The sequence below is a fragment of the Candidatus Pelagibacter sp. PS_28 genome (genome assembly GCF_059417885.1).
In genome coordinates, this window is record NZ_CM182070.1 from 1103037 (window position 1) to 1127063 (window position 24027).

Here is a 24027-nt window from a genome sequence, read left to right on the forward strand (position 1 = left end):
TATTATTTATTTTTAACCTTCTTAATTGTTAAATATCTTTTATTTAAATCATCATTGTATTCAAAATGTAAATCAATTTTGGAATCAATAGTTTCTTGTATTTTCTCAGGCCATTCAATTAATGTCACAACTTCTTCTCTATTTTCAAATAAACCAATGTTTTTTATCTCACTATAGTCAGTCAACCTGTACAAATCATAATGCTGTATTATAAAATTTCCAACATCATATTCATTTACCAAATTAAAGGTAGGACTAGTAACTTCGGTTAAATTGATTTTATTTAATTGTTGAAGATTATTAATGAGGTGTCTTATAAATGTGGTTTTGCCAACCCCTATTTCTCCATGAAAATAAGCTACATCTCCTTTTTGTAGTGTTCTTGAAAAACTTTTAGCTAGCTCAGATGTTTTATCTTCTAGGGTGATATCTATTTTTTCGCTATTAGTAGCGATAAGCATCTGGTTTGAATGGACCTTCTGTTTCAACACTTATATAGTCAGCTTGGTCTTTTGATAGTTTCGTAAGTTTAGCCCCTACTTTTTTTAAGTGAAGCATTGCTACTTTCTCATCTAATGATTTTGGTAATACATAAACTTTATTTTCATAATTTTTATGATTATGCCAAAGTTCAATTTGTGCCATTACTTGGTTTGTAAATGATGCGCTCATTACAAAACTTGGATGTCCAGTTGCGCAACCTAAATTTACTAATCTACCTTTGGCTAAAAGAATAATTCTTTTTCCATCAACTAATTCTATTTCATCAACTTCTGGTTTTACTTCTGTCCATTTATAATTTTTTAAGGCTTCTACTTGAATCTCATTATCAAAGTGTCCAATATTACAAAGGATTGCTCTATCTTTCATATTTCTCATATGATCTGCAGTAACAATGTCTATATTACCTGTAGCAGTAACAACAATATCTGCCTTACTTATAGCTTCATCCATTAAAACTACTTCATAGCCTTCCATTGCTGCTTGGAGTGCACAAATTGGATCCGCTTCTGTAACCATCACTCTAGCACCACTTTGCCTTAAAGATGCAGCACTACCTTTTCCAACATCCCCGAAGCCTGCTACAATTGCAACTTTACCAGACATCATTACATCTGTGGCTCTTCTAATTCCATCTACTAAACTTTCTCTACAACCATATAGGTTATCAAATTTGGATTTTGTAACTGAGTCATTAACATTAATTGCTGGAATCATTAATGTTCCATCTTTTTCCATTTTATTTAATGCTTTAATTCCAGTTGTTGTTTCTTCTGAAACACCTTTTACTTCTTTTAACAAATCTTTGTAATCACTATGCATCATTGCAGTTAAATCACCACCATCATCTAATAGCATATTTGCTTTCCAGTCTTTTTTACCTTCTATTGTTTGTCTTATGCACCATACAGCTTCCTCTTCAGTTTCACCTTTCCAAGCAAAAACTGGTATTCCTGCTTTAGCTATTGCTGCAGCAGCATGATCTTGTGTTGAAAAGATATTACAAGAAGACCATCTAACTTCTGCTCCAAGCTCTACTAAAGTTTCAATTAAAACCGCTGTTTGAATTGTCATATGAAGACATCCCAATATTCTTGCTCCTTTTAAGGGTGCTTTTCCTGAATATTCTTCTCTTAATGCCATTAGACCAGGCATTTCACTTTCAGCTATTGAAATTTCTTTTCTTCCAAAGTCTGCTAGCGATATATCTTTAACTTTAAAATCATCCATTGCTCAGTTTTATATAATAAAAATTTAATTAATCAACTTATGATTAAACTTTAGGGAAGACAATCTCAACATTTGCACCTTCTTGCGTTACATTGTTTGAGGCATTAATGGTAGCACTATGGAGTTCAACAAGGTTTTTTACTATATTTAAACCTAAACCAGAATGCTCGCCAAAGGTATCAGGTCTATTACTATAGAATCTATTAAATATTTTTTTTGTATCTGTTTCCTTAAATCCCTTACCTTCATCAATAACTTTAAAAATAATTTTATCCTTATCTCCTTTGTAAATTTCAACTAAGATTTTTTTGTTATCATCGCTAAATGAAATTGAATTATCTAATAAATTTGCAATAATTTGCTCAATTCTATTTTCTATTCCATTAATAAAATATTCCTCTTGATCATTTTGATCATTTAACATTATTTTAATCCCTCTTTTTGCTTCATAAATATTATTAAAATCATCTACTACAGATCTTGCAATTAATTTGAGATTAATTTTTTTCATTTTTTCTTTACTTAATGCAACCTCATCTTTTAGTATTTGAGAATAATCAGTGATCAATCTTTCAATTCTTTGAACATCATGATTGAGAATGCTAATTAATTTACTTCTTTGAGATTGATCATCAGTCTCGTTCAATATTTCTGAAGCACTTTTTAATGATGTTAAGGGGTTTCTTATCTCATGAACAAGATCAGTTGAAAAATTTTCTGCATGTGAAATTCTTTTTTGAAGTTCACTTGTCATATCATCTAAAGAATTTGACAAAGTTCCTAGCTCGTCATTTCTACTTTTAAGTTCATTAATATTTGTTTTTTTTTTGCCCTTTTCTTTTATAATTTTTGTGTACGCTACTAAGTTCTTAATAGGTTTTAGAAAATATCTATTTAAAACAAAAGAGAATATAAATATTACTATAATTATAAATATTGCTGTTCTTAGAATAAATGTTTTTCTTTCATCAATAGCAGATTTTACGTCATTAGCATTTTCTGAAATTGCTAGGTATCCAATATTAACTCCATTTAGTGTTATGTTTTTAACTGTTGTTAGTAAAAATTGATCATAGCCTTCCTGTGTAAAAGTAAAGGGCTTTCCATAATCTTTTGACCACGAATAATTAGTAAGAACATCTTTGAATGAAACGGTTTTTTCTTTATTTATATTTTTTGTTTCAACAATTTTTTTGCTTTTTTCTTCGTCTAATATTTCTAGCTCAACTATATCTAGTCGATTAGAAAAGGATCTTGGGTCTAAATCTAGCGTATCAGTATCACCCACTAAATTAAATTGATTATCAAATAAGATAACTCTATCTAAATTTTGAAATAAAAATCTTGTTGAAAATAAAAATTTTCTAATATCTTCTTCCTCAAATTTTATATTTAACCTTAAAATATGCTCAATTGTATTGTTAATTATTTGAACATGTTTGGAAGTTTTATTTTTTATTAAATTAGGTTTTGCATTACTAATGTAAAGTGCTGTTAAAATTCCTATAATTAAAAAAATAACCAAATTTATGAATAAAAATTTTTTTAATATAGATAAACTTTTTAGAAAATTACTGAACATTAACTAACGTTCCATCTGTATCCACTGCCATATCTTGTTTCTATAGCTGTAAAATCAGGATCAACTTTTTTAAATTTTTTTCTAATTCTTTTAACATGACTATCGATAGTTCTATCTTCAATATCAGTATCTTCTCGATAGGCAATGTCCATAAGCTGAGCTCTTTCTTTTATTATTCCCGGTCTCTTTGCTAATTCTTTAACTATTAAAAATTCTGTAGTAGTTAGTTTATCTGGTAATTGCTTGTTATCCCATTCACATTCAAGTTGTGAAGGGTCAAGTTTTAGCTTCCCATGCGAAATAATATTTTTTGTGTCTTCAAGATTATTGTTAATATCTTTTTTTCTAAGTTGAACCCTTATTCTTTCTATTAAAACTTTAATAGAAAAACCTCCTGACTTTTTAATAAAATCATCTGCGCCCAATTTTAAACCTAATAATTCATCTATCTCATCATCTTTTGAAGTTAAAAAAATTACAGGCAAGGAAGTTTTTTTTCTTAACTTTTTTAAAAGCTCTTCACCATCCATTTTTGGCATCTTTATATCTATAACAGCAAGGTCTGGTGGATTTCTAGTTAACCCAATTAAAGCACTTTCTCCATCAATATAAGTTTGAACTTTAAAGCCTTCTTTTTCAAGAGCTATACTTATACTTGTGAGTATATTTCTATCGTCATCAATAAGAGCTATTGTTTGGGTTTGCATATTCTACTTTAAAAATACTAAATTGTTCTAATTTAGGCAATGGAGATAAATTAATGAAGTATTCCCCAATTGTCCCCTGTATTCACGTCTACCGTCAATGGTGTTGAAAAAGTGTGTAAATCACTTTCTGTAACACTCGTCATTTCATCCTTGATTATTTCAGTTATATTTTTAACTTCTTTTACTGGAACCTCAAAAATTAACTCATCATGAATTTGTAATAATATTTTTGATTTATTATTTTTAATGCTTTCAAATCTTTTATTAAGTCTAATCATTGCAAGTCGCATGATTTCTGATGCTGATCCTTGAATAGGAGCATTAATAGCTGCTCTTTCTTGAAAATTTCTTACATTGAAATTTTTATCATTAATTCCATTAAAGTGAGATCTTCGACCAAAAATATTGGTTACATATCCACTTTTTCTGCAAAACTTAATTGTATTATCCATATAAATTTTTATTTCGGGAAATTTTAAAAAATAAGCATTTAAAAATTCATCTGCTTCATGATTTGAAACGTTGATTTGTTTTGCAAGTCCATATTGTGAAATACCATAAATTATTCCAAAATTAATAGCCTTAGCCTTCCTTCTCATGTCTTGGTCTACTTTTTTAATATTAACATTAAATACTTGGCTTGCTGTAAGAGAATGAATATCTTCATTGTTATTAAACGCTTTTTTCAGCTCCTTAACTTCTGCCAAGTCAGCTAAAATTCTCATTTCAATCTGATTATAATCTGCAGATATTAATGTGAAGCCCTTTTCTGCTATAAAGGCTTTTCTTATATCCTTACCATCCTCTGATTTAATAGGAATATTTTGTAGGTTTGGATCACTGGATGCCAATCTTCCTGTTGTTGTTGCTGCCAATAAAAATGATGTGTGAACTCGTTTAGTATTTGGATTAATGTGTTCAGGTAAAGCATCTGAGTAAGTGTTTTTAAGCTTGGACACTTGTCTCCAATCTAGAATTAATTTTGGAAATTCATGGCCTTTAAATGCTAAGTCTTCTAATACACTTGCATTTGTGGCAAAGCTACCTTTTCTAGTTTTTTTAAGTACAGCAATTTTTAAATCATTATAAATAATTTCACCTAATTGTTTTGGAGATGCAATATTAAATTCTTTTTTTGAAATTTTAAAAACTTCTTTTTCTAGTTTACTTATTTTTTTTTCAAATTTTTCAGACAAAACCTTTAAAAATTTATTATCAATTTTAATTCCTTCAATTTCCATAAATGCTAGTATTTTAATTAAAGGTTTTTCAAAGATTTCATAAATATTAGTTAATTTCTCTAATTTTAAATTTTTACTAAATATTTTGTATAATCTGTAAGTAATATCAGCATCCTCAGCAGCATACTCCATTGCCTTATCTAGCTCTACATCACTAAAGTTTATTTCTTTTTTACCTGTACCAACAATTTCTTTAAATGAAATTGTTTTATGCTGAAGATGAATCTCAGACAAGGTATCCATATTATGTCTATTTTTTCCAGCATCTAATACATAAGACATCAGCATTGTATCTTCCATTGAATTCATATTTATTCCCTGTTTATATAAGACAATAAAATCAAACTTAATATTTTGACCAATTTTTTTTACACTCTTGTCTTCTAAAAGTGGTTTGAGTTTTTTAATTACAGTTTCTTTTTTTAAACATCCTTTAAACTTATGACCAATTGGAATATAACAAGCCTTGCCAATTTTAGTGCTTAATGAAATTCCCACTAAATCAGTCTGATGTGCATCTAAAGAACTAGTTTCTGTATCAATTGCTAGCTCTCCAGTTTCTTCTGCTTCGTTAATCCACTCATCTATTTCTTTTTCATTTGTAATTAGATGATAATTTTTTTTACTTATATTTTGATGTTTTTTTTCAGGCTTTGTCTCTTTTGCTGTCTCTTCTAACAGTGGTTCTCCATATGCAGAAATGACAGAACTAAGAAGTCTATTAAACTCCATTTCTCTTAAAAATTTATATAGTTTATCTTTATCTATCTTCTTTAGATGAAATTCCTCTAACTTTCTTTCAACTGGAGCATCCTTCATTAGTGTCACTAATTTTTTGCTAATTATCGCCTTATCTTTGTTCTCTATAAGTGTTTCTCTTCGTTTATTTTGTTTTATTTCTTGAGCGTTATCTAATAATTTTTCTAGGGTTCCATACTTATTAATCAGTTCTGCTGCAGTTTTTACACCTATCCCAGGTACACCTGGAACATTATCGCTACTGTCTCCAGCTAAGGATTGAACATCAATAACTTTTTCTGGGCCCACTCCAAATTTAGTTACTATATCTTCAGGTGTTATAAATTTATTTTTCATAGGATCAAATATACGAACGTCTTTTCTATACAATTGCATTAAGTCTTTATCTGAAGAGACTATTGTCACCTTTGCACCCTTTGCTAAAATTTGTTCTACATAAGTGGCTATTAAATCATCTGCTTCATAATTTGGAAGATCTACAGATGGTAAATTAAAAGCAACTACAGACTTTCTTATGTATTCAAACTGTGGTGCTAAATCATCTGGGGCTTCTGATCTATTAGCTTTATAATCTGAATAAATTTCATTTCTAAAAGTTTTTCTAGCAGCATCAAATATTACAGCAAAGTGTGTTGGCTTTTGAAGATTTTCATTTGATTTTGAATCCTCTAATAGTTTAAATAGCATACTGCAAAATCCACTAACTGCACCTACTGGAAGACCGTCACTTTTTCTAGTTAGGGGTGGTAATGCATAATAAGCTCTAAAAATGTAACCTGAACCATCTATTAAATAAAAATGATCTGTTTTTTTTATTTTATCCATTAAATAATATTATCTTAAATATTTTAAATACTATAAATGTATTACCACGCATGGAGCAAAAAAATATACTTTCTGTTAAAAATTTAAAAAAAATTTATTCAAACAAACAAGCTGGGGACAACCTTGCATTAAACGATTTAAACTTAGACGTGAAAGAAGGAGAAATTTTTGGCCTTCTTGGTCCTAATGGTGCTGGGAAAACAACATTTATAAATATTTTAGCTGGAACAGTAGTAAAAACAGCAGGACAAGTAAGTGTCTGGGGTTTTGACTTAGATAAAAACCCAAGACAAGTTAGAGCTTCAGTTGGAATAGTTCCTCAAGAAGTAAATCTTGATCCATTTTTTAGCCCAAGAAAATTATTAGAATTACAGGGTGGCCTTTATGGAATTAAAGAAAAAGACAGAATTACAGATACAATTCTAAAATTGGTGTCCTTAGAAAAACAAGCTAACAGCTATGCTAGAAGTTTATCTGGTGGAATGAAAAGAAGATTATTAATGGCTAAAGCTTTAGTTCATCAGCCACCAATTGTTATTCTAGATGAACCTACGGCTGGTGTTGATGTCGAATTAAGACAAAATTTATGGAAAAATGTAAAATTATTAAATGAACTTGGTGTAACAATCATTTTAACAACTCATTACCTTGAGGAGGCTGAGGAAATGTGTCAAAGAATAGCTATTTTAAATAAAGGAAATATTGTTGCTCTAGACAGCACTAAGAATTTATTAGATAGAATTCAAACCAAAAAAGTAACCTTTAAAACCGATATAAAGATAAATATTAACGATGATGATCTAGAATCTTTAAAAATAGTTTCACACTTAGATAATGAAGTTTGTGTTTCTTATGAAAAAAGTAAAATTAATATGGAAGAATTAATTAATTTAATTAAGAAAAATAACGTCAAAATTATAGATATTTCAACTGACGACGGTGATTTAGAGGATGTTTTTTTAAGATTAATAAAAAACTAGATTATCACATTAATAAATAGTAATTTGTGGATATGGATCTATTAAAAACAAATACAATTCAAAAAGTATTAAAAACATTTATTCTAATTTTTATAGGAACAATGGCTTTAACTATTTCAGCTAAATTAAAAATACCATTTTATCCTGTGCCTATGACAATGCAAACTTTTGTAGTTCTTTTTTTAGGAATTGCTTTTGGGTATAAAATTGGCCTGGCATCTGTAGCTGTTTATCTTCTGGAGGGTATTCTAGGTATGCCTGTATTTTCTAACTCACCAGAAAAAGGTATTGGAATAGTTTATTTTACTGGTCCAACAATGGGATATTTAATTGGATTTTTATTTGCTTCTTTTTTTGCAGGCTATTTAAATCTTAATAAAAATATTTTTATAATTTTTGGAAAATTAATATTTTCTGTTTCTGCAATCTATGTATTTGGAGCTATTTGGTTGGGAACTTTAATTGGATGGGATAAACCAATTCTTCAATTAGGAGTGACACCATTTTTATTAGCTGAATTATTTAAAATTTGCTTATTGGCTATATTGGCTAAAAAAATTATCAAATTTAGAAAATTTATCTAGGAGATCTTTTAGATAAAATTCTTTGTAACGTTCTTCTGTGCATTTTAAGTCTTCTAGCAGTCTCAGATACATTTCTATTGCATAATTCAAAAACTCTATGAATATGTTCCCACTTAACTCTATCAGCTGACATGGGGTTTTCTGGTGGTTCAGCTTTTTTCTCTGGATCGGCTAGTAATGCTTTTTCAACATCATCTGCGTCTGCTGGCTTTGCTAGGTAATCAATTGCACCTTCTTTAATCGCAGCAACAGCCGTTGGAATATTTCCATATCCTGTTAACATTATAATTCTACTGCTTGGATTAGAAATTTGAATTTGCTTTACTACTTCAAGTCCATTTCCATCAGCTAGTCTTAGGTCGACAACTGCAAAAGCTGGTTTTTTCTCTTTAACAGATAGTATTCCTTTTTGTACACCCTCAGCTTGAAAAACCTCAAATCCCTTTTTTTCCATGGCTCTTGCAAGCCTGTCTCTAAAGGGGTTGTCATCATCAACGATTAATAAGGATTTATTATCAAAATCACTTAATTTTTTTAAATTAGCTGCTTCAATCATAGTATTAATATGGTGCCTTATCGGATAATTTCAACACCCATTATTTGCTTTACATTAATTAACTATTACCTTAATTGCATGATTTATATGAAAGTTTTTAAGTATTTAAGAACTTTTTTTTATTAAATTTTTTTTGGGGACATATGAAATGCAAAAATTTAAAACAGTTGAAGAGCTTATAAATCAACTAAAACCAGAAAAGCCTATTTATTGTATTAGAAAAAAATCTATACAGTCTGCTTCCACTTATTTTAGAAATAAATTTCCTGGTAAAGTTCTATATGCTGTTAAAACTAACTCACATCCTGAGGTTTTAAAAACAATAGTAGAAAGTGGAATTGAAAACTTTGATGTAGCTTCTATTCAAGAAATTAAAGACATAAGAGCTATCTCCCCTGATGCAAAATGCTCATATATGCATACCGTTAAGAGTAGAGAAAGTATTAAGGAAGCTTACTTTAACTACAATATTAAAGCTTTTTCTTTAGATACTAAAGATGAATTAATAAAAATTATTGAAGCAACCAATCAAGCAAAAGATCTTGAACTATTTGTAAGAGTTGCTGTTTCAAATGAACATGCTGAAATAGATCTATCTAAAAAATTTGGTGTTTTAACCTCTGAAGCTACTGGTTTATTAAGACTAACGAAACAATATGCAAAAAAAATCGGCTTAAGTTTTCACGTTGGCTCTCAATGTATGCACCCAATTTCTTATGCAAAAGGAATAGGAGAGATTGGAAACATAATAAAAAAAACAAAAATTATTCCTGATTACATTAATATTGGTGGTGGATTTCCTGCAATCTATCCTGATTTAGTACCTCAACCTTTAGAAAATTATTTTGAAGAAATAAAAAAAAGTTTAACTAATTTAGAACTAGAAAAACTTCCAGAATTATTATGTGAGCCTGGAAGAGCAATAGTTGCAGAAAGTGGTTCTACAATTGTCAGAGTAAATCTTAGAAAAAAACAAAAACTTTATATAAATGATGGAACATATGGAACTCTTTTTGATGCTGGTACACCAAATATGGTTTACCCATCTCGTTTAATTAAATCTAGCAAAATAATATCAAAAAAATTAACTGCTTTTAATTTTTATGGCCCCACCTGCGATAGCATGGATTACATGAAAGGACCATTTTTACTTCCAAATAATATTAAAGAAAATGATTATATTGAACTAGGTCAGCTTGGAGCCTACGGTCTAACTTTTAGAACTCAATTTAATGGTTTTTATTCTAATGAGATTTATGAAGTAGAAGATGAGCCAATAATGACCATGTATGGTAAGGACAGCAATAAGGCTATACTAGTTGCCTAATGTCAGAAAACAAAAATTTAACTCATAATAGCAAAAAAAGCTTCTTACAAAATCCAGTTGAACACATAGATATTACATCGTTTGATGCAAGAAAGATAATTTCCTCAATGGAAAAAATGTCTTTTGTTTCAAGAGAAACAGCAAATGCAGCCAATATTTTTAATGAAATGATTCAAGATAAGGATTGTACAATTTTTTTAACACTTGCTGGCTCAACCTCTGCTGCGGGATGTATGAATATTTATAAAGATTTAGTTAAATACAATATGGTTGATGCAATTATTGCTACAGGAGCTTCAATAGTAGATATGGATTTTTTTGAAGCTTTAGGTTTTAAACATTATCAAGGTTCACAATTTCAAGATGACACTGAATTAAGAAAAAATTATATAGATAGAATTTACGATACATATATTGATGAAGATGAATTGCAGGAATGTGATCAAAAAATATGTGAAATAGCAGATACACTTGATCCTAGAAGTTACACATCAAGAGAATTTATTTATGAAATGGGAAAATATTTAAAGAAAAATTCTAAAAAAAAAGACTCTTTAATTGAAACTGCATATGACAATAATGTTCCCATTTTTTGTCCTGCATTTACAGACTCAAGTGCTGGTTTTGGATTGGTCACTCATCAAGAAAATAATCCTAAAAACCATATTACGATAGATTCTATTAGAGAGCTTCGTGAATTAACTGAAATAAAGATTCAATCAAAAGGATCTGGCTTATTTATGATTGGTGGAGGAGTACCTAAAAACTTTGTTCAAGATACTGTTATCTGTGCTGAACTTTTAGGAAAAGAGGTTGAGATGCATAAATATGCAGTTCAAATTACAGTAGCAGATTCTAGGGATGGTGCTTGCAGCAGCTCTACATTAAAAGAGGCAAGCTCATGGGGTAAAGTAGATATTGCTAAAGAACAAATGGTTTTTGCAGAAGCAACTAGTGTCCTTCCTTTGATTGCAAGCGATGCTTATCATAAAGGTGACTGGAAAAATAGAACGAGAAAAAACTTCTCAAAAATATTTAAATAAAATTGAAATATCTTTCTAATAAAAATGGTTTTCTAGGAATTGACAATGATGTTAATTTTAAAGAGAAAGTAGTAGTTGTTCCATTTGGTTTAGAAAAAACTGTAAGTTATGGTGGTGGCACTCGTAATGGCCCTAAAGAAATCATCAAAGCATCTCATCAAGTAGAGCTATATGATGAAGAATTATATTGTGAACCCTATAAAAAAATTGGGATTAAAACTTTAAAACCATTTAAAATTGATAAAGACATTAAAAAAGCTCTTAAAAAGATGTCTGATATAAATCAAGAAATATTAGATAAAAAATTATTTCCAATCACTTTTGGTGGGGAGCACTCAATAACACCTGGATGTATTGCTCCATTTGTAAAAAAATACAAAGATATATGTTTACTACATTTTGATGCACATGCAGATTTAAGAGAGAGTTATAATGGTGAAAAATTTTCACATGCTTCAGCTATTAAGAGATGTCTTGATCATAAAAATGTTTCCATAATTTCATTTGGGATCAGAAATATATCTCAAAGTGAAATACCATTCTTAAAAAAAAACTCATCTAGGATTAATATCTTTTGGGCAAAAGACAAAAATAAATGGGACCTAAAAAAATTTAAAAAAATGATAAAGAATAAAACAGTTTATTTAACATTTGATGTTGATGGTTTAGATTCAAGCATAATGCCTGCAACAGGCACACCTGAACCAGGTGGATTATTATGGGATGAAACTTTAAATATCATACGGATAGCTGCTAAAAACTCTAATATTGTTGGTGCAGATATAAATGAGCTTTCACCTATTAAAGGTTTTAATTCTTACAATTTTCTTGTAGCTAAACTTGCTTATAAAATCTTGTCGTACAAATTTTTATACTAAGCTTTTGAAGCTTTAAAAGTTCCTAATAATAATCTAAATGGAATTAACATTGCTAAAGCAACAAATATTTTAACAGCTAAATCACCTAGAGATAAAGTGACCCATGGTATTCCCGTTGCATAAAATGAGATGGAGAAGAATAAAAATGTGTCAACAGTAGACCCGATTAACGAGGAAGTTAATGGAGCAACAAACCATTTCTTTTTTCTTAAATAGTCAAAAATTTGAACATCTAACAACTGTGCAACCATAAATGCTATACCTGAACCTATAGCAATTCTAACTGAAATTAAGTCTGCAAAATTTGTTGAAAAGAAAAGAGTAAATACAATCCCTATAATAAAACCAACATAAACAATTTTTCTAGCTACAACCTTGCCATAAGATCTATTTGCCAGATCCGTAATTAAAAAAGCAACTGGATAGCTAAAAGCACCATAAGTTAATATTTCTTCTAAACCATAATAATTGATTGGAAATTGTACTAAATAATTTGAAGTTAAGACAACAACTCCCATTATAAATGAGAGTAGTATAAAAAACTTTTTCATTAAGCTGATTTACTAGGAGATGCTTTTGGTGCTTTTTTAATAAAAGGTGATTTAATTAATATACTTTTTTTTAATTTTTTTAGTCTAGGCGAAATATTTTTATTTTTTACAGTCTTTAAAAACTGATCAAAAGTACCTTTTTTATCAACGCTTCTAACCCCGGCATTACTAACGGTTAAAGTTAGGCTTCTTTTCAAAAGTTCACTTGTAAATTTAGCTTTTTTTAAATTAGGTAAAAATCTTCTTTTAGTCTTATTGTTAGCGTGACTAACATTGTGACCTTTCATAGGAATTTTACCAGTTAATTCACATTTTTTAGACATAATATTTAGTGACTATATAAGATGTGTTCATGATCTCGTCAAGTTTATTAGGATCAATTAGTCAGCTTCTTTCCTATTATTTCTTTAAAATTCTTAATACCTTCGTCAATTAATATTTCTTTAAGCTCTTTTTTTATCTTTCCTACAATGTTTGGTCCTTGAAAAACCATTCCTGTATATAACTGAACATAGCTAGCTCCTGCTTGAAACTTTTTATAAGCACTTTCTCCTGAGTCCACACCTCCTACACCTATAATTTCAATCTTGCCCTTAAGCAGTTTATAAAACTTACTTATTAGTTTATTGGCCTCTTCCTCTAGTGGCTTGCCTGATAGCCCACCCTTTTGATGCTTTAAAATATTATTCAATTTTTCTCTATTTTTAGCTGTTGTGTTTGAAACAATTATTGCACTAACTTTATGTTTAATTAAAATTTTACTTATTAGTTTAATTTGTTCGTCTGAAATATCTGGAGAGATTTTTACTACAATTGGAATTTTTGATTTAAGTTTAACTTTTTCTTTTTCTATTGCATTCAACAATTCATCAAATTTAGTCTCATCATGAAAAGCTCTTAGATTTTCTGTGTTAGGCGAAGAAATATTAACTGTAATATAGTCAGCGATATCATAAAAGTTTCTAAGTCCAATCAAATAATCATTTAATCTATCTTCACTATCTTTATTGGGACCTATGTTGATTCCTAATAAACCTTTATGTGAATTAGATCTAATTCTATGGCTAATATTTTCTGCTCCTAAATTATTAAAACCTAGCCTATTTATAAGAGCCTGATCTTCCACCAACCTAAAAACTCTTGGCTTTGGATTTCCATATTGCTCAAGTGGGGTAACCGTTCCTACTTCAACAAAACCAAACCCAAGTTTAAACAGTGGGTTATAAACTTCAGCATTTTTATCAAACCCGGCAGCCATTCCTATTGGATTATCTATATTCTTACCAAATAAATTAGTCTTAAATATTGGATCTCCTTTATTTTGATCAACTATGTTTGGTAATATGTTTAGTTTTAAAGACTTAATTGCTAAATTATGAGCAGTTTCAGGATCAATTTTGAAAATTAGTGATCTGAATTTTGAAAACATTATTTTATTTTTTCTTTAATTAACTCTTTAGTTTCGTTTACTCCAAAAAAACTTATAAAAAATCCCATTCTTGGTCCATTTTCATCTCCAAAAACAACTTCATAAATTAATTTAAACCAATCACGCAAGTTTTCTGCATAACCATTTTCTTTTCCCGTTGAATAAATTAATGTCTGAATATCCTCAGGCAACATCTTATCATTGCAGCTATCAAGAGACTTAACCAGTGCTTCTAATGCGACTTTTTCATTTGCGTCAGGAGTTTTGTATTTTTTTTGTAATTTTATTACGTCATTAAAATACTTAATCGCATAACCTATAAGATTATCAAAAATTAGGTGTTCTTTTTCTAAAAGGTTTTGTTTATATTTTTTTACAAACTTCCAAAGTAACTCCTTAGAGTCTGCATTGCTCGTTTCTACTAAATTTAAAAGCATTGAAAAGCTCATAATAGTATCTTCTTTAGGAATTAATCCATTATGCACATGCCAAACAGGATTCATTAATAGCTGTAACTCATTTTGATTTTTAGCTTTTTCTATAAAGTCCAAGTACTCATCGACTGTTTTAGGAACTATTTCTTTATATAGTTTTTTTGCTCTTTTGGGATTTTGATACATATACAATGAAAGACTTTCGGGTGATGCATACTCCAGCCACTGATCAATTGTAATTCCATTTCCTTTTGATTTGGATATTTTTTCTCCTTTTTCATCTAAAAAAAGCTCATAAGCAAACCCAGATGGGTTTGTTTTTCCAATTAACTTGATTATTTTTGATGATAATATTGCACTTTCAATTAGATCTTTTCCATACATTTCAAAATCTATATCAAAAGCGTACCATCTCATTGCCCAATCTACTTTCCATTGTAGTTTGCAATTCCCATCGAAGATACTTACCTCAAGTTTTTTTCCATTATTATCAAATATAATTTTGGATTTTTCTTTTAGTATTTCTAAAACTGGAATTTCTAAAACCTTGCCGGTGTCTGGACAAATTGGTAAAAATGGACTGTAAGTTTTTTGTCTTTCTTTCCCTAGTGTTGGAAGAATTATATCCATAATACCTTGATAATTTTCTAGGATTATCTGTAATGTGGGATTAAAAAAACCATTCTTATAAAGAACTGAAGAGCTTTGAAAATTATATTCAAAATTAAATTTATTTAAAAAATCTTTTAACATTTCATTATTGTGTTCGCCAAAACTTGAAAATTTTTCAAATGGATCCGGCACTTGAGTTAAAGGCTTATGAAGATTGTTATTTAAGAGCTCTTGATTTGGAACGTTTTCTGGAACTTTTCTAAAGCCATCCATGTCATCAGAGAAAGTTATGATTTCCGTTGGTATATCGGTGAGTTGTTTTAGAGCATTAACCATCATCGATGTTCTTGCAACTTCACCAAATGTACCTATGTGGGGCAGCCCACTTGGACCATAACCAGTTTGTAAAATTATTTTACCTTTTTTATCAATAAAGGACTTTCTTTCACGCAGTAATTTTTTAGCCTCAACAAAGGGCCATGCGTTAGTTTTATCTAAATTATCTTTTTCAATCACTTTGTTTAATAACAAATATCTTATATTTGGTGTTTTTATTAATTCTTATAGAGTTGAAATTTATTTACCATAAAATAATGTTCTTTCAAAATGTCTAATTATAAAACTGTTTTTTTTACCTTGGGTGTTTTGCAAATTATTCTTGGAATTTCCATGATGATTCCAATTATAGCTCAGTTTATATATTCAGAAATTGACTCCTCTTTTATTGGAGGCTCTATAATTTCTATAATATTTGGTGTTTTATTTTTTTTAACAAATTTAAATCATGATAAAAAATTAAATCTACAACAAGCGTTCTTATTAACTGCTCTTTCTTGGTTAAGTATTGCAATATTTGGTTCTTTACCTTTTATTTTTTCTACTCTTGAACTTTCAATTACTGACTCTTTCTTTGAAAGTATGTCTGGAATCACCACGACTGGGTCGACAATTATCTCCAACTTAGAGAGTGCTCCTAGATCGATACTTTTGTGGCGAGCAATGCTTCAATGGTTAGGTGGAATTGGTATTATTGTAATGGCAATAACCTTAATGCCAATAATGAATGTTGGTGGAATGCAATTGTTTAAAATTTCAAGTAATGATTCTTCTGAAAAACTATTACCAAAATCAAAAGAAATTTCACTTAGACTAATTTACGTTTATTTAGGTCTAACCGTGCTTTGTGCTTTTACATATAAAATTTTTGGTATGAATATTTTTGATAGCTTAACTCATTCAATGACCACGATAGCAACTGGTGGCTTTTCAAATTATAACGAATCTATTGGATATTTTAATAGTCTACCTATCGAAATATCATCCATGGTTTTCATCATATTAGGGAGTTTACCTTTTATTGCTTATATAAAATTTTTAAATGGAGACAAAAAAATTCTTATCTCCGATGTTCAAATAAAGTCGTTTTTAAAAATTATTATTTTTTCAATTATTATACTTTTTATTTATTTACTTTTTCACAACAAAGATTTTTCTCAAATAAATATTAGGACTATTTGTTTTAATGTTATCTCTATATTAAGTGGAACGGGATATGTTACTGGAGAATTTGATGGATGGGGTAATTTTCCACTCATTTTCTTTCTAACTTTAATGTTCATTGGTGGTTGTGCTGGTTCTACCACATGTGGAATTAAAATTTTTAGAATTCAAATTTTATACCTTTTTATTATCAATCAATTAAAAAAGATTATTTATCCCAAAGGCATATTTATAATAAAATATGATAAAAATAATGTTGATGATAAATTTATGGCTTCCATCATTTCTTTTATCTTTCTTTATTTGGTTATATTTTTTTTAATAACTGCATTTTTATCTTTAAGTGGTCTTGATTTTGTTACTTCAATTTCTGGTGCCGCAACTTCTATCTCAAATGTTGGTCCAGGATTGGGCTCTACAATTGGCCCTAATGGCAATTTTTCAAGCTTACCGGAAATATCTAAATGGATTTTAAGTCTTGGAATGATATTGGGTAGATTAGAATTATTTGCTATACTTGTATTGTTTCTCCCATCATTTTGGAGAAATTAACTATGATTCAAATTAAAAAAAAATCCTTATCAGAAACTTTTGCTGTCTACTTTGATAAGAGAATGCTTAGAATATTATTATTAGGTGCAATTTCTGGTTTTCCTTGGGTTTTAATTGGGAGCAGTTTAAGTCTATGGCTCAAAGAAGAGGGCTTAAGTAGATCAACAATTGGTTGGGCAGGACTAATATTTGCTGTTTATGCTTTTAATTATTTATGGGCCCCCCTTATTGATAGATTTCAAATACCCTACCTAACAAAAAAACTTGGTCATAGAAGAGGTTGGATAGTTTTAATGCAAATTGCAATTTTAGCTTGTCTTGTTACTTGGAGTTTCATTAATCCTACCGAAAACCTTGCGCTACTAATTACAGTTGGTTTAATTATTGCTATAGCATCAGCCACACAAGATATTACAGTTGATGCTTTAAGAATTGAACAAATAGGCGAACACGAAAGTAAATCAATGGCTGCTGGTGCTGCTATGGCTGTTGTTGGCTGGTGGAGTGGATACAAATTAGGTGGTGTAATAGCTTTATTTACAGCAGAATATTTAGAGAATATGGGTGTTACAAATTACTGGCAAATTACATTTTTAATTTTAGGAATTCTAGTAATTTTAATGAACATAGGTTTGATGTTTGTTCATGAGCCTCTTTATACTGACAGACAAAAAAAACAAAAAGAAACTGATAAACTTATAGAAAGTAAACTTGGATCAAAAAATATTATAAGTAATTTTATAACATGGATAAGCAGCACATTAGGTGGCCCTATAATAAGCTTTTTTAGGAAAAATGGTTTTACAATTGCTGTTGGAATTTTAAGTTTTATTTTTTTATTTAAGATTGGTGAGGCCTTTCTTGGACGTATGTCGATAGTTTTTTATAAAGAAATAGGCTTCTCTAAAGGTGATATTGCAATTTATTCTAAAACTTTAGGTTGGATTACTACAGTTATGTTTACATTGCTGGGTGGACTTTTTGTAATTAGATCTGGTGTTTTAAAAGCAATGTTTGTTGCAGGAATATTAATGGCTGCAACTAACTTATTATTCACAGTCTTAGCGTGGAGTGATAAATCCGAGTTGTTATTCGCAGTAGCTGTCATATTTGATGATATAGCAGCAGCATTTGCAACAGTTGCATTTGTAGCATTTATTTCATTACTAGTAGACCGAACATATACTGCAACCCAATACGCGTTACTTGCATCAATTGGAACTGCAGGCAGAACTACACTTGCATCATCATCTGGAGCATTAGTAGATTGGCTTAATGGAGATTGGGGAGTATTTTTTATCATTACAGCCATCATGGTAATACCTTCTTTGATTTGTTTATGGTTTATAAAAGATAAATTAAAACTTCATGAAAGATAGTTATTTTTATAAAAAACCATTATCAAATATCCATAAAAAACCCAATGCATTTTCTGAGGTTACCTCTCAAATTTTGTACGGAGAAAAATTTAAAATTATATCTAAGAATAAAAGTTGGATAAAAATAAAGGCTTTATTCGATAATTATACTGGATACATAAAAAATAAAGATTACACAAAAGATCACCAACCAACCCATAAAATATTTACTCTAAAAGCAAATATTTATAATAAACAAAAAAATAAAACAAAAAATTTTTTGCCCTTTGCATCAAGAATTTCAATGATTCATGAAAATAAAAAATTCATAGAGTTTGAAAAAAATAAATGGATTAAAAAAGATAATATAAAAAAAATTAATCATATTGAAAAAGATTATTTAAAAGTATTAAAAATGTTTTTAAAAATTAAATATCTATGGGGTGGTAAAACTTATAGAGGTATAGACTGCTCTGCTATTTTACAATTATTTTTTTACTATAATAATAAATTTTATCCACGAGACACAAAAGACCAAATAAAATATTCAGCAAAAAAAAATAGAAGTAAAGTTTTTAAAAAAGGTGATATTATTTTTTGGAAAGGTCATGTTGCTGTTTGTATTAACGCTCAAAAGTTAATTCATGCATATGGTCCTGAAAAGAAAGTTTTGATTATGAATATAAAAGAGACAATAAATAGAATTGAAAGAACAGCAAAATTAACAGTAAAAAAAATATCCCCTATAAAATACTAATTTCTTCCAAAATCTGGCTTATTAATATCTTGTTTTAACTTAATTATTTTTTTCCTAACCTTCTTAGTATTAACTAATTTTTTAATAATAGATTTATTATTTTTAAATTGAATATCTCTTTTAAATGAACGTAAATTTTTAATAAACAGATCAATAACTTTTGAAATATTTTTTTGATTATTAAAAAAAATATCTCTCCACATAATTTCATTAGATGCAGCAATTCTTGAAAAATCTCTCAAACCACCAGCACTAAATTTTATTAATTCATATCTTTGTTGTTTTTCAAAGTCTGTAGCTGTTTTAACCAAATTATATGCAATTAAATGAGGCAAATGACTAGTCATAGAAAAAACTGTATCATGTTTTTTTGAGTCCATAATTGCAACTTTTGAACCAATTTTTTTCCAAAACTTGGTAAGTATCAGAAGATGTTTTTTGTTAGTATTTTTTTCTTTTATTAATATGCACCATTTATTAAAGAATAAATTTTTTACTCCATTTTCTGGACCACTAACTTCTGAGCCTGCAATAGGGTGACTTGATGTCCAAAAAATTCCTTTTTTTAATTTTCTTTTAATTAAGTCCATAGACTTTTCTTTAGATGATCCAACATCTGTAATAATAGTTTTGGGTAATAAATATCTGTTTATCTTTAAAATTATTTTTTCATATTCTCCTAGTGGAGTACAAAATATTATCAAATCTAAGTTTGGGATAATTTGCTTTAAATCATTTGTAATTTCACATGGTAATTTTAATTTTTTTATTTTTAGAATATTTGATTTTGATTTTTCATAGACAAATATTTTTTTAGCTATTTTTTTTTCAGAAATTGCTCTTAATAATGAAGAACCAATTAAACCACAGCCTATAATTAAAATATTTTTCATAATCAATTAAAGATAGCCTTAATTGTTGTTATGAATCTCATGTTCTCTTTTGTTGATCCAATTGTTAATCTTAATTTGTTTTTAATATTATACCCATCCTCTGTAGATCTTAATATAATTCCTTTTGACTGCAGTTTGTTAAAAATATAGTTAGCTGAAAATTTACATCTATCAAAATTTAATAATAAAAAATTAGCCGTTACTTTATTTGAGAGAATTTTTAGTTTTTGTAAAACATTTCTAACTTTATTTGCTTCTCTAATATTGTGTTTCACAGAATTATTAATAAATTTTCTATCTTTTAAAGCTTCTATTGCTGCCATCTGTGCAACTTGATTTACATTAAATGGAGGTCTAATTAAGTTCATTGCAGATATAATTTTTTTTGGCCCATGACCCCAGCCAACTCTTAAGGAGGCCAGTCCATATATTTTTGAAAAAGTTCTTATCACAACAACATTATTCTTATTTTTAAATAAATCTAAACCAGATTTATAATCTTTATTTTTCATATATTCAAAATACGCATCATCTAAAACTAGTAAAATGTTTTTATTTAATTTCTTTCTTAAGTCTATTAATTCTGCTCTAGTTAAGTATGTTCCCGTTGGGTTATTTGGATTAGCAATAAATACTAGCTTGGTTTTTCTTGTTACTTTCTTAATAATTTCATTTATCGAAACTTTAAAATTTTTTTCCTTAGAAAAAACAACTTTTGCCCCCACTATTTGTGCATATATCCTGTACATTAAAAAGCTATATTGAGGAACAATCACTTCATCAGAGGGTTTTAAGTATAACTGACAAATCATTTGAATAATTTCATCTGACCCTGCACCACAAATTATTCTCTCAAAATCACACTTAAATTTCTTTGAAATTTCTTTTCTTAATTTTTTTGCTTTACCGTCTGGATACTTCGATATTAACAATTCTTTATTCTGTAAAATTTTCTTTACTCTCGGGCTTACACCAAGAGCTGACTCATTTGCTGATAATTTTATAATATTTCGTATTTTTGCTATATTTGACTTACCTGGTTTATAAGCCTCTATTTTGAATTTTTTAAATTTTGGAACTGTCATTATATTAATTTAATTTACCTTATAAATAAAATATTATCCTTTCATATAGAATAAGTCATTTTTTAAAAAAATTGACATAAGAAATGCTATCTAGTACAAAAAATATGCGCTGATTTAACTGAATTGCGAGCGCTTAAAAAAAACCGCTAAATAAGTTTTTTTGTCTCACAATTCAAATTTGGCTAATACTTATGAATATAAATGTGAACATAAAAAATATTATAATTGATAAACCATTAAAATTAGATTGTGGCCAAACTATCAATAATTATTCTCTTGCTTATGAGACTTATGGCTCTCTAAATGAGAATAAAGATAATGCTATTCTTATTTTTCATGCCTTGACTGGTGATCAATTTGTATCTGGAATAAATCCAATTACTAAAAAAGAAGGTTGGTGGTCTTATGCTGTTGGGTCTGGTAAAGCTATTGATACTGATAAATACTTTGTAATTTGTGCAAATGTTATTGGTGGGTGCATGGGTTCATTTGGTCCTAGTGATATTAACCCTGATACCAATAAAAAATATGGCACTACTTTTCCAGTCATAACTATTAATGATATGGTCAATGCACAATTTAATCTCTTAAATTTTTTTAATATTGAAAAATTATTTGCTGTTATGGGTGGATCAATGGGTGGTATGCAGACACTTCAATTCATTAATAACTTCCCTAATAAAGCAAAAGTTGCTATTCCAATAGCCTGTACAGCTAGTCATTCAGCACAGAACATTGCTTTTAATGAACTTGGTAGACAATCAATTATGGCTGATGCTAATTGGGAGAACGGTGATTATTCCAATCAAAATAAAAATCCTAATAAAGGATTATCTGTTGCAAGAATGGCTGCACATATAACTTATTTGTCTAAAAATGGTCTTCAGGAAAAATTTGGAAGGAAGTTACAAGAAAGAGATGATCTGAAATTTGGTTTTGATGCTGACTTTCAAATTGAAAGCTACTTAAGATATCAAGGATCTGTATTTGTTGATAGATTTGACGCCAATAGCTACCTATACATAACAAGAGCAATGGACTATTTTGATCTAGTAAAAGAACATCATGGTAATTTATCTAAAGCATTTGAAAAAACTAAAACCAAGTTTCTTATTATATCTTTTACTTCTGATTGGCTTTATCCAACCTCTGAAAATAAAGAAATTGTTATAGCCTTAAATGCTATAGGTGCTGAGGTCGGATTTGTTGAAATTGAATCTGACAAAGGGCACGATTCATTCCTTTTAAAAGTTCCTAAATTTTTAAATACACTAGGTGACTATATTAAAACAGCTTATTCTAAAAACTAAACATGAAACAAGAATTTAAAATAATCTCCGATTTAATTGAAAAAAATACTAGAGTTTTAGATGTGGGGTGTGGAGATGGCATATTAATGGAATATCTTAAGTATAATAAAGAAATAGACATAAGAGGAATAGAAATCTCAAAAGATAATGTTCAAAAATGTTTATCAAAAGGACTAACTGTTATCGAAGGTGATGCAGAAAAAGATCTATTACAATTTCCTGACAGTTCCTTTGATTTCGTTATTTTAAGTCAAACATTACAAGCATTTTTAAATCCTGAAATAGTTATCAAAGAACTATTAAGAGTTGGCAAAAAAGCTATAGTTACAATACCTAATTTTGGTTTCTGGAAGGTTAGACTTCACCTATTAGTTAAAGGAACAATGCCAATTACAAAAAATCTACCTGATGAATGGTATAATACTCCTAACCTTCATATGTGTACTATAAAAGATTTTTATAATTTTTGTGAAAATAGAAAAATTAAATTAGATAAATCACTAGCTCTACATAACGAAAAGATATCTTCTATTAATAGACTTAATCTAAATACTAAAAATTTGTCTGCAGAATTGGGTATTTTTTTAATTGAAAGTTAAATGGAAATTCAAATAATACGTTGTCTACAGGATAATTATTCTTATCTAATTATTGATAAAGCTAAAAATATTGCATGTGTGATTGACCCTAGTGAAGCAAAACCTGTTATCAAATATTTGGAAGATAAAAATATACATTTAAAATATATATTAAATACACATCATCATTATGATCATGTGGGGGGGAATAAAGAATTAAAAGAAAAATATGGAGCTAATGTTATTGGATACAAAGGAGACAAAGATAGAATTCCAGAAATAGATATATTTGTTAGTGATCAGGACATTTGGCACGAAGAAAATTTCCAGGCTAAAATATTTCATATACCTGGTCATACCCTTGGCCATATATGTTTTTATTTTTATAATGAAGAGTCTGTTTTTACTGGAGACACTCTCTTTTCTCTTGGTTGTGGTAAGATTTTTGAAGGAACATACTCACAGATGTATAATTCATTAATGAAAATAAAAGCTCTACCAGAAAAAACTAAGATCTATTGTGGACATGAATATACCAAACAAAACTCTAAATTTTGTATTGCTCATGACCAAGACAATGAAAGCCTTAAAGTTAAGATTAAACTTATAGATGAAAAATTAAAAAAAAACCTACCTACTATTCCATCTACGATTAAAGAGGAATTAGAGTGCAATATTTTTCTTAGATCGGGTACAGAGGAAAACTTTTCAAAATTGAGAGATTTAAAGGACAATTTTTAGCTTATTCGCGCTTG

The 24027-nt window shown here is 28.8% G+C and carries 23 protein-coding genes; 11 read left to right on the plus strand and 12 right to left on the minus strand.

Going from position 1 to position 24027, the window contains the following annotated elements; genetic code table 11:
* Nucleotides 1-2: 2 nt before the first annotated feature.
* The 5 genes from tsaE to polA are packed head-to-tail and all read right to left on the minus strand — an operon-like array spanning nt 3 to nt 6845.
* On the minus strand, nt 3-461 hold the full coding sequence (gene tsaE, locus AC5SMR_RS05990) for a tRNA (adenosine(37)-N6)-threonylcarbamoyltransferase complex ATPase subunit type 1 TsaE (protein WP_494576666.1): 459 nt from the start codon (nt 459-461) through the stop codon (nt 3-5).
* The gene (ahcY, locus tag AC5SMR_RS05995) at nt 445-1731 is read right to left on the minus strand and encodes an adenosylhomocysteinase (RefSeq protein ID WP_006997713.1); all 1287 of its coding nucleotides are present in this window, start codon (nt 1729-1731) and stop codon (nt 445-447) included. The genes tsaE and ahcY overlap by 17 nt, the downstream gene beginning before the upstream one ends.
* 43 nt (nt 1732-1774) lie before the next feature.
* On the minus strand, nt 1775-3313 hold the full coding sequence (locus tag AC5SMR_RS06000; RefSeq protein WP_494576667.1) for a sensor histidine kinase: 1539 nt from the start codon (nt 3311-3313) through the stop codon (nt 1775-1777).
* Complete coding sequence (locus AC5SMR_RS06005; protein ID WP_006997711.1) at nt 3313-4020, minus strand: response regulator transcription factor; 708 nt, start codon at nt 4018-4020, stop codon at nt 3313-3315. The genes AC5SMR_RS06000 and AC5SMR_RS06005 overlap by 1 nt, the downstream gene beginning before the upstream one ends.
* A 50-nt stretch (nt 4021-4070) precedes the next feature.
* The gene (polA, locus tag AC5SMR_RS06010) at nt 4071-6845 is read right to left on the minus strand and encodes a DNA polymerase I (protein ID WP_494576668.1); all 2775 of its coding nucleotides are present in this window, start codon (nt 6843-6845) and stop codon (nt 4071-4073) included.
* A gap of 50 nt (nt 6846-6895) precedes the next feature.
* On the opposite strand from polA, the gene AC5SMR_RS06015 reads away from it, so the two are divergent.
* Nucleotides 6896-7825, plus strand: coding sequence for an ABC transporter ATP-binding protein (locus AC5SMR_RS06015; protein WP_494576669.1), 930 nt, complete (start codon nt 6896-6898; stop codon nt 7823-7825).
* A gap of 32 nt (nt 7826-7857) precedes the next feature.
* The gene (locus tag AC5SMR_RS06020; RefSeq protein ID WP_494576670.1) at nt 7858-8409 is read left to right on the plus strand and encodes a biotin transporter BioY; all 552 of its coding nucleotides are present in this window, start codon (nt 7858-7860) and stop codon (nt 8407-8409) included.
* Here the strand turns inward: AC5SMR_RS06020 and AC5SMR_RS06025 are convergent.
* Nucleotides 8402-8965, minus strand: coding sequence for an ActR/PrrA/RegA family redox response regulator transcription factor (locus AC5SMR_RS06025; RefSeq protein WP_494576671.1), 564 nt, complete (start codon nt 8963-8965; stop codon nt 8402-8404). The two genes, AC5SMR_RS06020 and AC5SMR_RS06025, sit on opposite strands and share 8 nt — an antisense overlap.
* A 148-nt stretch (nt 8966-9113) precedes the next feature.
* Here AC5SMR_RS06025 and AC5SMR_RS06030 point away from each other — a divergent pair, with 148 nt between their 5' ends.
* The 3 genes from AC5SMR_RS06030 to speB are packed head-to-tail and all read left to right on the plus strand — an operon-like array spanning nt 9114 to nt 12213.
* Nucleotides 9114-10292, plus strand: a complete 1179-nt coding sequence (locus tag AC5SMR_RS06030) for a type III PLP-dependent enzyme (protein WP_494576672.1) — start codon at nt 9114-9116, stop codon at nt 10290-10292.
* Entirely contained in the window at nt 10292-11335 is a 1044-nt protein-coding gene (locus AC5SMR_RS06035; RefSeq protein WP_271480731.1) for a 1,9-bis(guanidino)-5-aza-nonane synthase, read from the plus strand. The genes AC5SMR_RS06030 and AC5SMR_RS06035 overlap by 1 nt, the downstream gene beginning before the upstream one ends.
* Before the next feature lie 2 nt (nt 11336-11337).
* Entirely contained in the window at nt 11338-12213 is an 876-nt protein-coding gene (gene speB / locus AC5SMR_RS06040; RefSeq protein WP_494576673.1) for an agmatinase, read from the plus strand.
* On the opposite strand, the gene AC5SMR_RS06045 is transcribed toward speB, so the two are convergent.
* The 4 genes from AC5SMR_RS06045 to AC5SMR_RS06060 are packed head-to-tail and all read right to left on the minus strand — an operon-like array spanning nt 12210 to nt 15755.
* Complete coding sequence (locus AC5SMR_RS06045) at nt 12210-12764, minus strand: queuosine precursor transporter (protein ID WP_018413597.1); 555 nt, start codon at nt 12762-12764, stop codon at nt 12210-12212. The genes speB and AC5SMR_RS06045 overlap by 4 nt on opposite strands.
* Nucleotides 12764-13087, minus strand: coding sequence for a 50S ribosomal protein L28 (gene rpmB / locus AC5SMR_RS06050; protein WP_006997702.1), 324 nt, complete (start codon nt 13085-13087; stop codon nt 12764-12766). Before rpmB ends, AC5SMR_RS06045 begins: the two co-directional genes overlap by 1 nt.
* Before the next feature lie 53 nt (nt 13088-13140).
* Nucleotides 13141-14193 carry a quinone-dependent dihydroorotate dehydrogenase gene (locus AC5SMR_RS06055; protein ID WP_494576674.1) on the minus strand — a complete coding sequence of 351 codons (1053 nt, stop codon included), beginning with the start codon at nt 14191-14193 and terminating at the stop codon, nt 13141-13143.
* Nucleotides 14193-15755, minus strand: a complete 1563-nt coding sequence (locus tag AC5SMR_RS06060; protein ID WP_494576675.1) for a lysine--tRNA ligase — start codon at nt 15753-15755, stop codon at nt 14193-14195. The genes AC5SMR_RS06055 and AC5SMR_RS06060 overlap by 1 nt, the downstream gene beginning before the upstream one ends.
* Before the next feature lie 90 nt (nt 15756-15845).
* Between AC5SMR_RS06060 and AC5SMR_RS06065 the strand changes: the two genes are divergently transcribed.
* The 3 genes from AC5SMR_RS06065 to AC5SMR_RS06075 are packed head-to-tail and all read left to right on the plus strand — an operon-like array spanning nt 15846 to nt 19406.
* Nucleotides 15846-17291 carry a TrkH family potassium uptake protein gene (locus AC5SMR_RS06065; RefSeq protein WP_494576676.1) on the plus strand — a complete coding sequence of 482 codons (1446 nt, stop codon included), beginning with the start codon at nt 15846-15848 and terminating at the stop codon, nt 17289-17291.
* Nucleotides 17292-17293: 2 nt separating this feature from the next.
* Nucleotides 17294-18670 (plus strand): AmpG family muropeptide MFS transporter, encoded by a 1377-nt coding sequence (locus tag AC5SMR_RS06070; RefSeq protein WP_494576677.1) that lies wholly within the window; start codon nt 17294-17296, stop codon nt 18668-18670.
* Nucleotides 18660-19406: a C40 family peptidase gene (locus tag AC5SMR_RS06075; protein ID WP_494576678.1), complete on the plus strand. Its 747-nt coding sequence runs from the start codon at nt 18660-18662 to the stop codon at nt 19404-19406. Before AC5SMR_RS06070 ends, AC5SMR_RS06075 begins: the two co-directional genes overlap by 11 nt.
* On the opposite strand, the gene AC5SMR_RS06080 is transcribed toward AC5SMR_RS06075, so the two are convergent.
* Both AC5SMR_RS06080 and hisC read right to left on the minus strand, forming a co-directional pair.
* Complete coding sequence (locus AC5SMR_RS06080) at nt 19403-20299, minus strand: prephenate dehydrogenase (protein ID WP_494576679.1); 897 nt, start codon at nt 20297-20299, stop codon at nt 19403-19405. The genes AC5SMR_RS06075 and AC5SMR_RS06080 overlap by 4 nt on opposite strands.
* Nucleotides 20300-20301: 2 nt before the next feature.
* Nucleotides 20302-21384: a histidinol-phosphate transaminase gene (hisC, locus tag AC5SMR_RS06085; RefSeq protein WP_494576680.1), complete on the minus strand. Its 1083-nt coding sequence runs from the start codon at nt 21382-21384 to the stop codon at nt 20302-20304.
* 191 nt (nt 21385-21575) lie between these two features.
* Here hisC and metX point away from each other — a divergent pair, with 191 nt between their 5' ends.
* The 3 genes from metX to gloB are packed head-to-tail and all read left to right on the plus strand — an operon-like array spanning nt 21576 to nt 24013.
* Nucleotides 21576-22694 (plus strand): homoserine O-acetyltransferase MetX, encoded by a 1119-nt coding sequence (metX, locus tag AC5SMR_RS06090; protein WP_494576681.1) that lies wholly within the window; start codon nt 21576-21578, stop codon nt 22692-22694.
* A 2-nt stretch (nt 22695-22696) separates the two neighbouring features.
* A complete protein-coding gene (metW, locus tag AC5SMR_RS06095) occupies nt 22697-23293 on the plus strand; it encodes a methionine biosynthesis protein MetW (RefSeq protein ID WP_271564026.1) in 597 nt (198 codons plus the stop codon).
* Nucleotides 23294-24013 carry a hydroxyacylglutathione hydrolase gene (gene gloB, locus AC5SMR_RS06100; protein WP_494576683.1) on the plus strand — a complete coding sequence of 240 codons (720 nt, stop codon included), beginning with the start codon at nt 23294-23296 and terminating at the stop codon, nt 24011-24013.
* Nucleotides 24014-24027 lie beyond the last annotated feature (14 nt).

Coding starts and splice junctions, on each gene's coding strand:
- tsaE (WP_494576666.1), bottom strand. CDS start 461: ATGCTTATCGCTACTAATAGCGAAAAAATAGATATCACCCTAGAAGAT.
- ahcY (WP_006997713.1), bottom strand. CDS start 1,731: ATGGATGATTTTAAAGTTAAAGATATATCGCTAGCAGACTTTGGAAGA.
- AC5SMR_RS06000 (WP_494576667.1), bottom strand. CDS start 3,313: ATGTTCAGTAATTTTCTAAAAAGTTTATCTATATTAAAAAAATTTTTA.
- AC5SMR_RS06005 (WP_006997711.1), bottom strand. CDS start 4,020: ATGCAAACCCAAACAATAGCTCTTATTGATGACGATAGAAATATACTC.
- polA (WP_494576668.1), bottom strand. CDS start 6,845: ATGGATAAAATAAAAAAAACAGATCATTTTTATTTAATAGATGGTTCA.
- AC5SMR_RS06015 (WP_494576669.1), top strand. CDS start 6,896: ATGGAGCAAAAAAATATACTTTCTGTTAAAAATTTAAAAAAAATTTAT.
- AC5SMR_RS06020 (WP_494576670.1), top strand. CDS start 7,858: ATGGATCTATTAAAAACAAATACAATTCAAAAAGTATTAAAAACATTT.
- AC5SMR_RS06025 (WP_494576671.1), bottom strand. CDS start 8,965: ATGATTGAAGCAGCTAATTTAAAAAAATTAAGTGATTTTGATAATAAA.
- AC5SMR_RS06030 (WP_494576672.1), top strand. CDS start 9,114: ATGCAAAAATTTAAAACAGTTGAAGAGCTTATAAATCAACTAAAACCA.
- AC5SMR_RS06035 (WP_271480731.1), top strand. CDS start 10,292: ATGTCAGAAAACAAAAATTTAACTCATAATAGCAAAAAAAGCTTCTTA.
- AC5SMR_RS06045 (WP_018413597.1), bottom strand. CDS start 12,764: ATGAAAAAGTTTTTTATACTACTCTCATTTATAATGGGAGTTGTTGTC.
- rpmB (WP_006997702.1), bottom strand. CDS start 13,087: ATGTCTAAAAAATGTGAATTAACTGGTAAAATTCCTATGAAAGGTCAC.
- AC5SMR_RS06055 (WP_494576674.1), bottom strand. CDS start 14,193: ATGTTTTCAAAATTCAGATCACTAATTTTCAAAATTGATCCTGAAACT.
- AC5SMR_RS06065 (WP_494576676.1), top strand. CDS start 15,846: ATGTCTAATTATAAAACTGTTTTTTTTACCTTGGGTGTTTTGCAAATT.
- AC5SMR_RS06070 (WP_494576677.1), top strand. CDS start 17,294: ATGATTCAAATTAAAAAAAAATCCTTATCAGAAACTTTTGCTGTCTAC.
- AC5SMR_RS06075 (WP_494576678.1), top strand. CDS start 18,660: ATGAAAGATAGTTATTTTTATAAAAAACCATTATCAAATATCCATAAA.
- AC5SMR_RS06080 (WP_494576679.1), bottom strand. CDS start 20,299: ATGAAAAATATTTTAATTATAGGCTGTGGTTTAATTGGTTCTTCATTA.
- hisC (WP_494576680.1), bottom strand. CDS start 21,384: ATGACAGTTCCAAAATTTAAAAAATTCAAAATAGAGGCTTATAAACCA.
- metX (WP_494576681.1), top strand. CDS start 21,576: ATGAATATAAATGTGAACATAAAAAATATTATAATTGATAAACCATTA.
- metW (WP_271564026.1), top strand. CDS start 22,697: ATGAAACAAGAATTTAAAATAATCTCCGATTTAATTGAAAAAAATACT.
- gloB (WP_494576683.1), top strand. CDS start 23,294: ATGGAAATTCAAATAATACGTTGTCTACAGGATAATTATTCTTATCTA.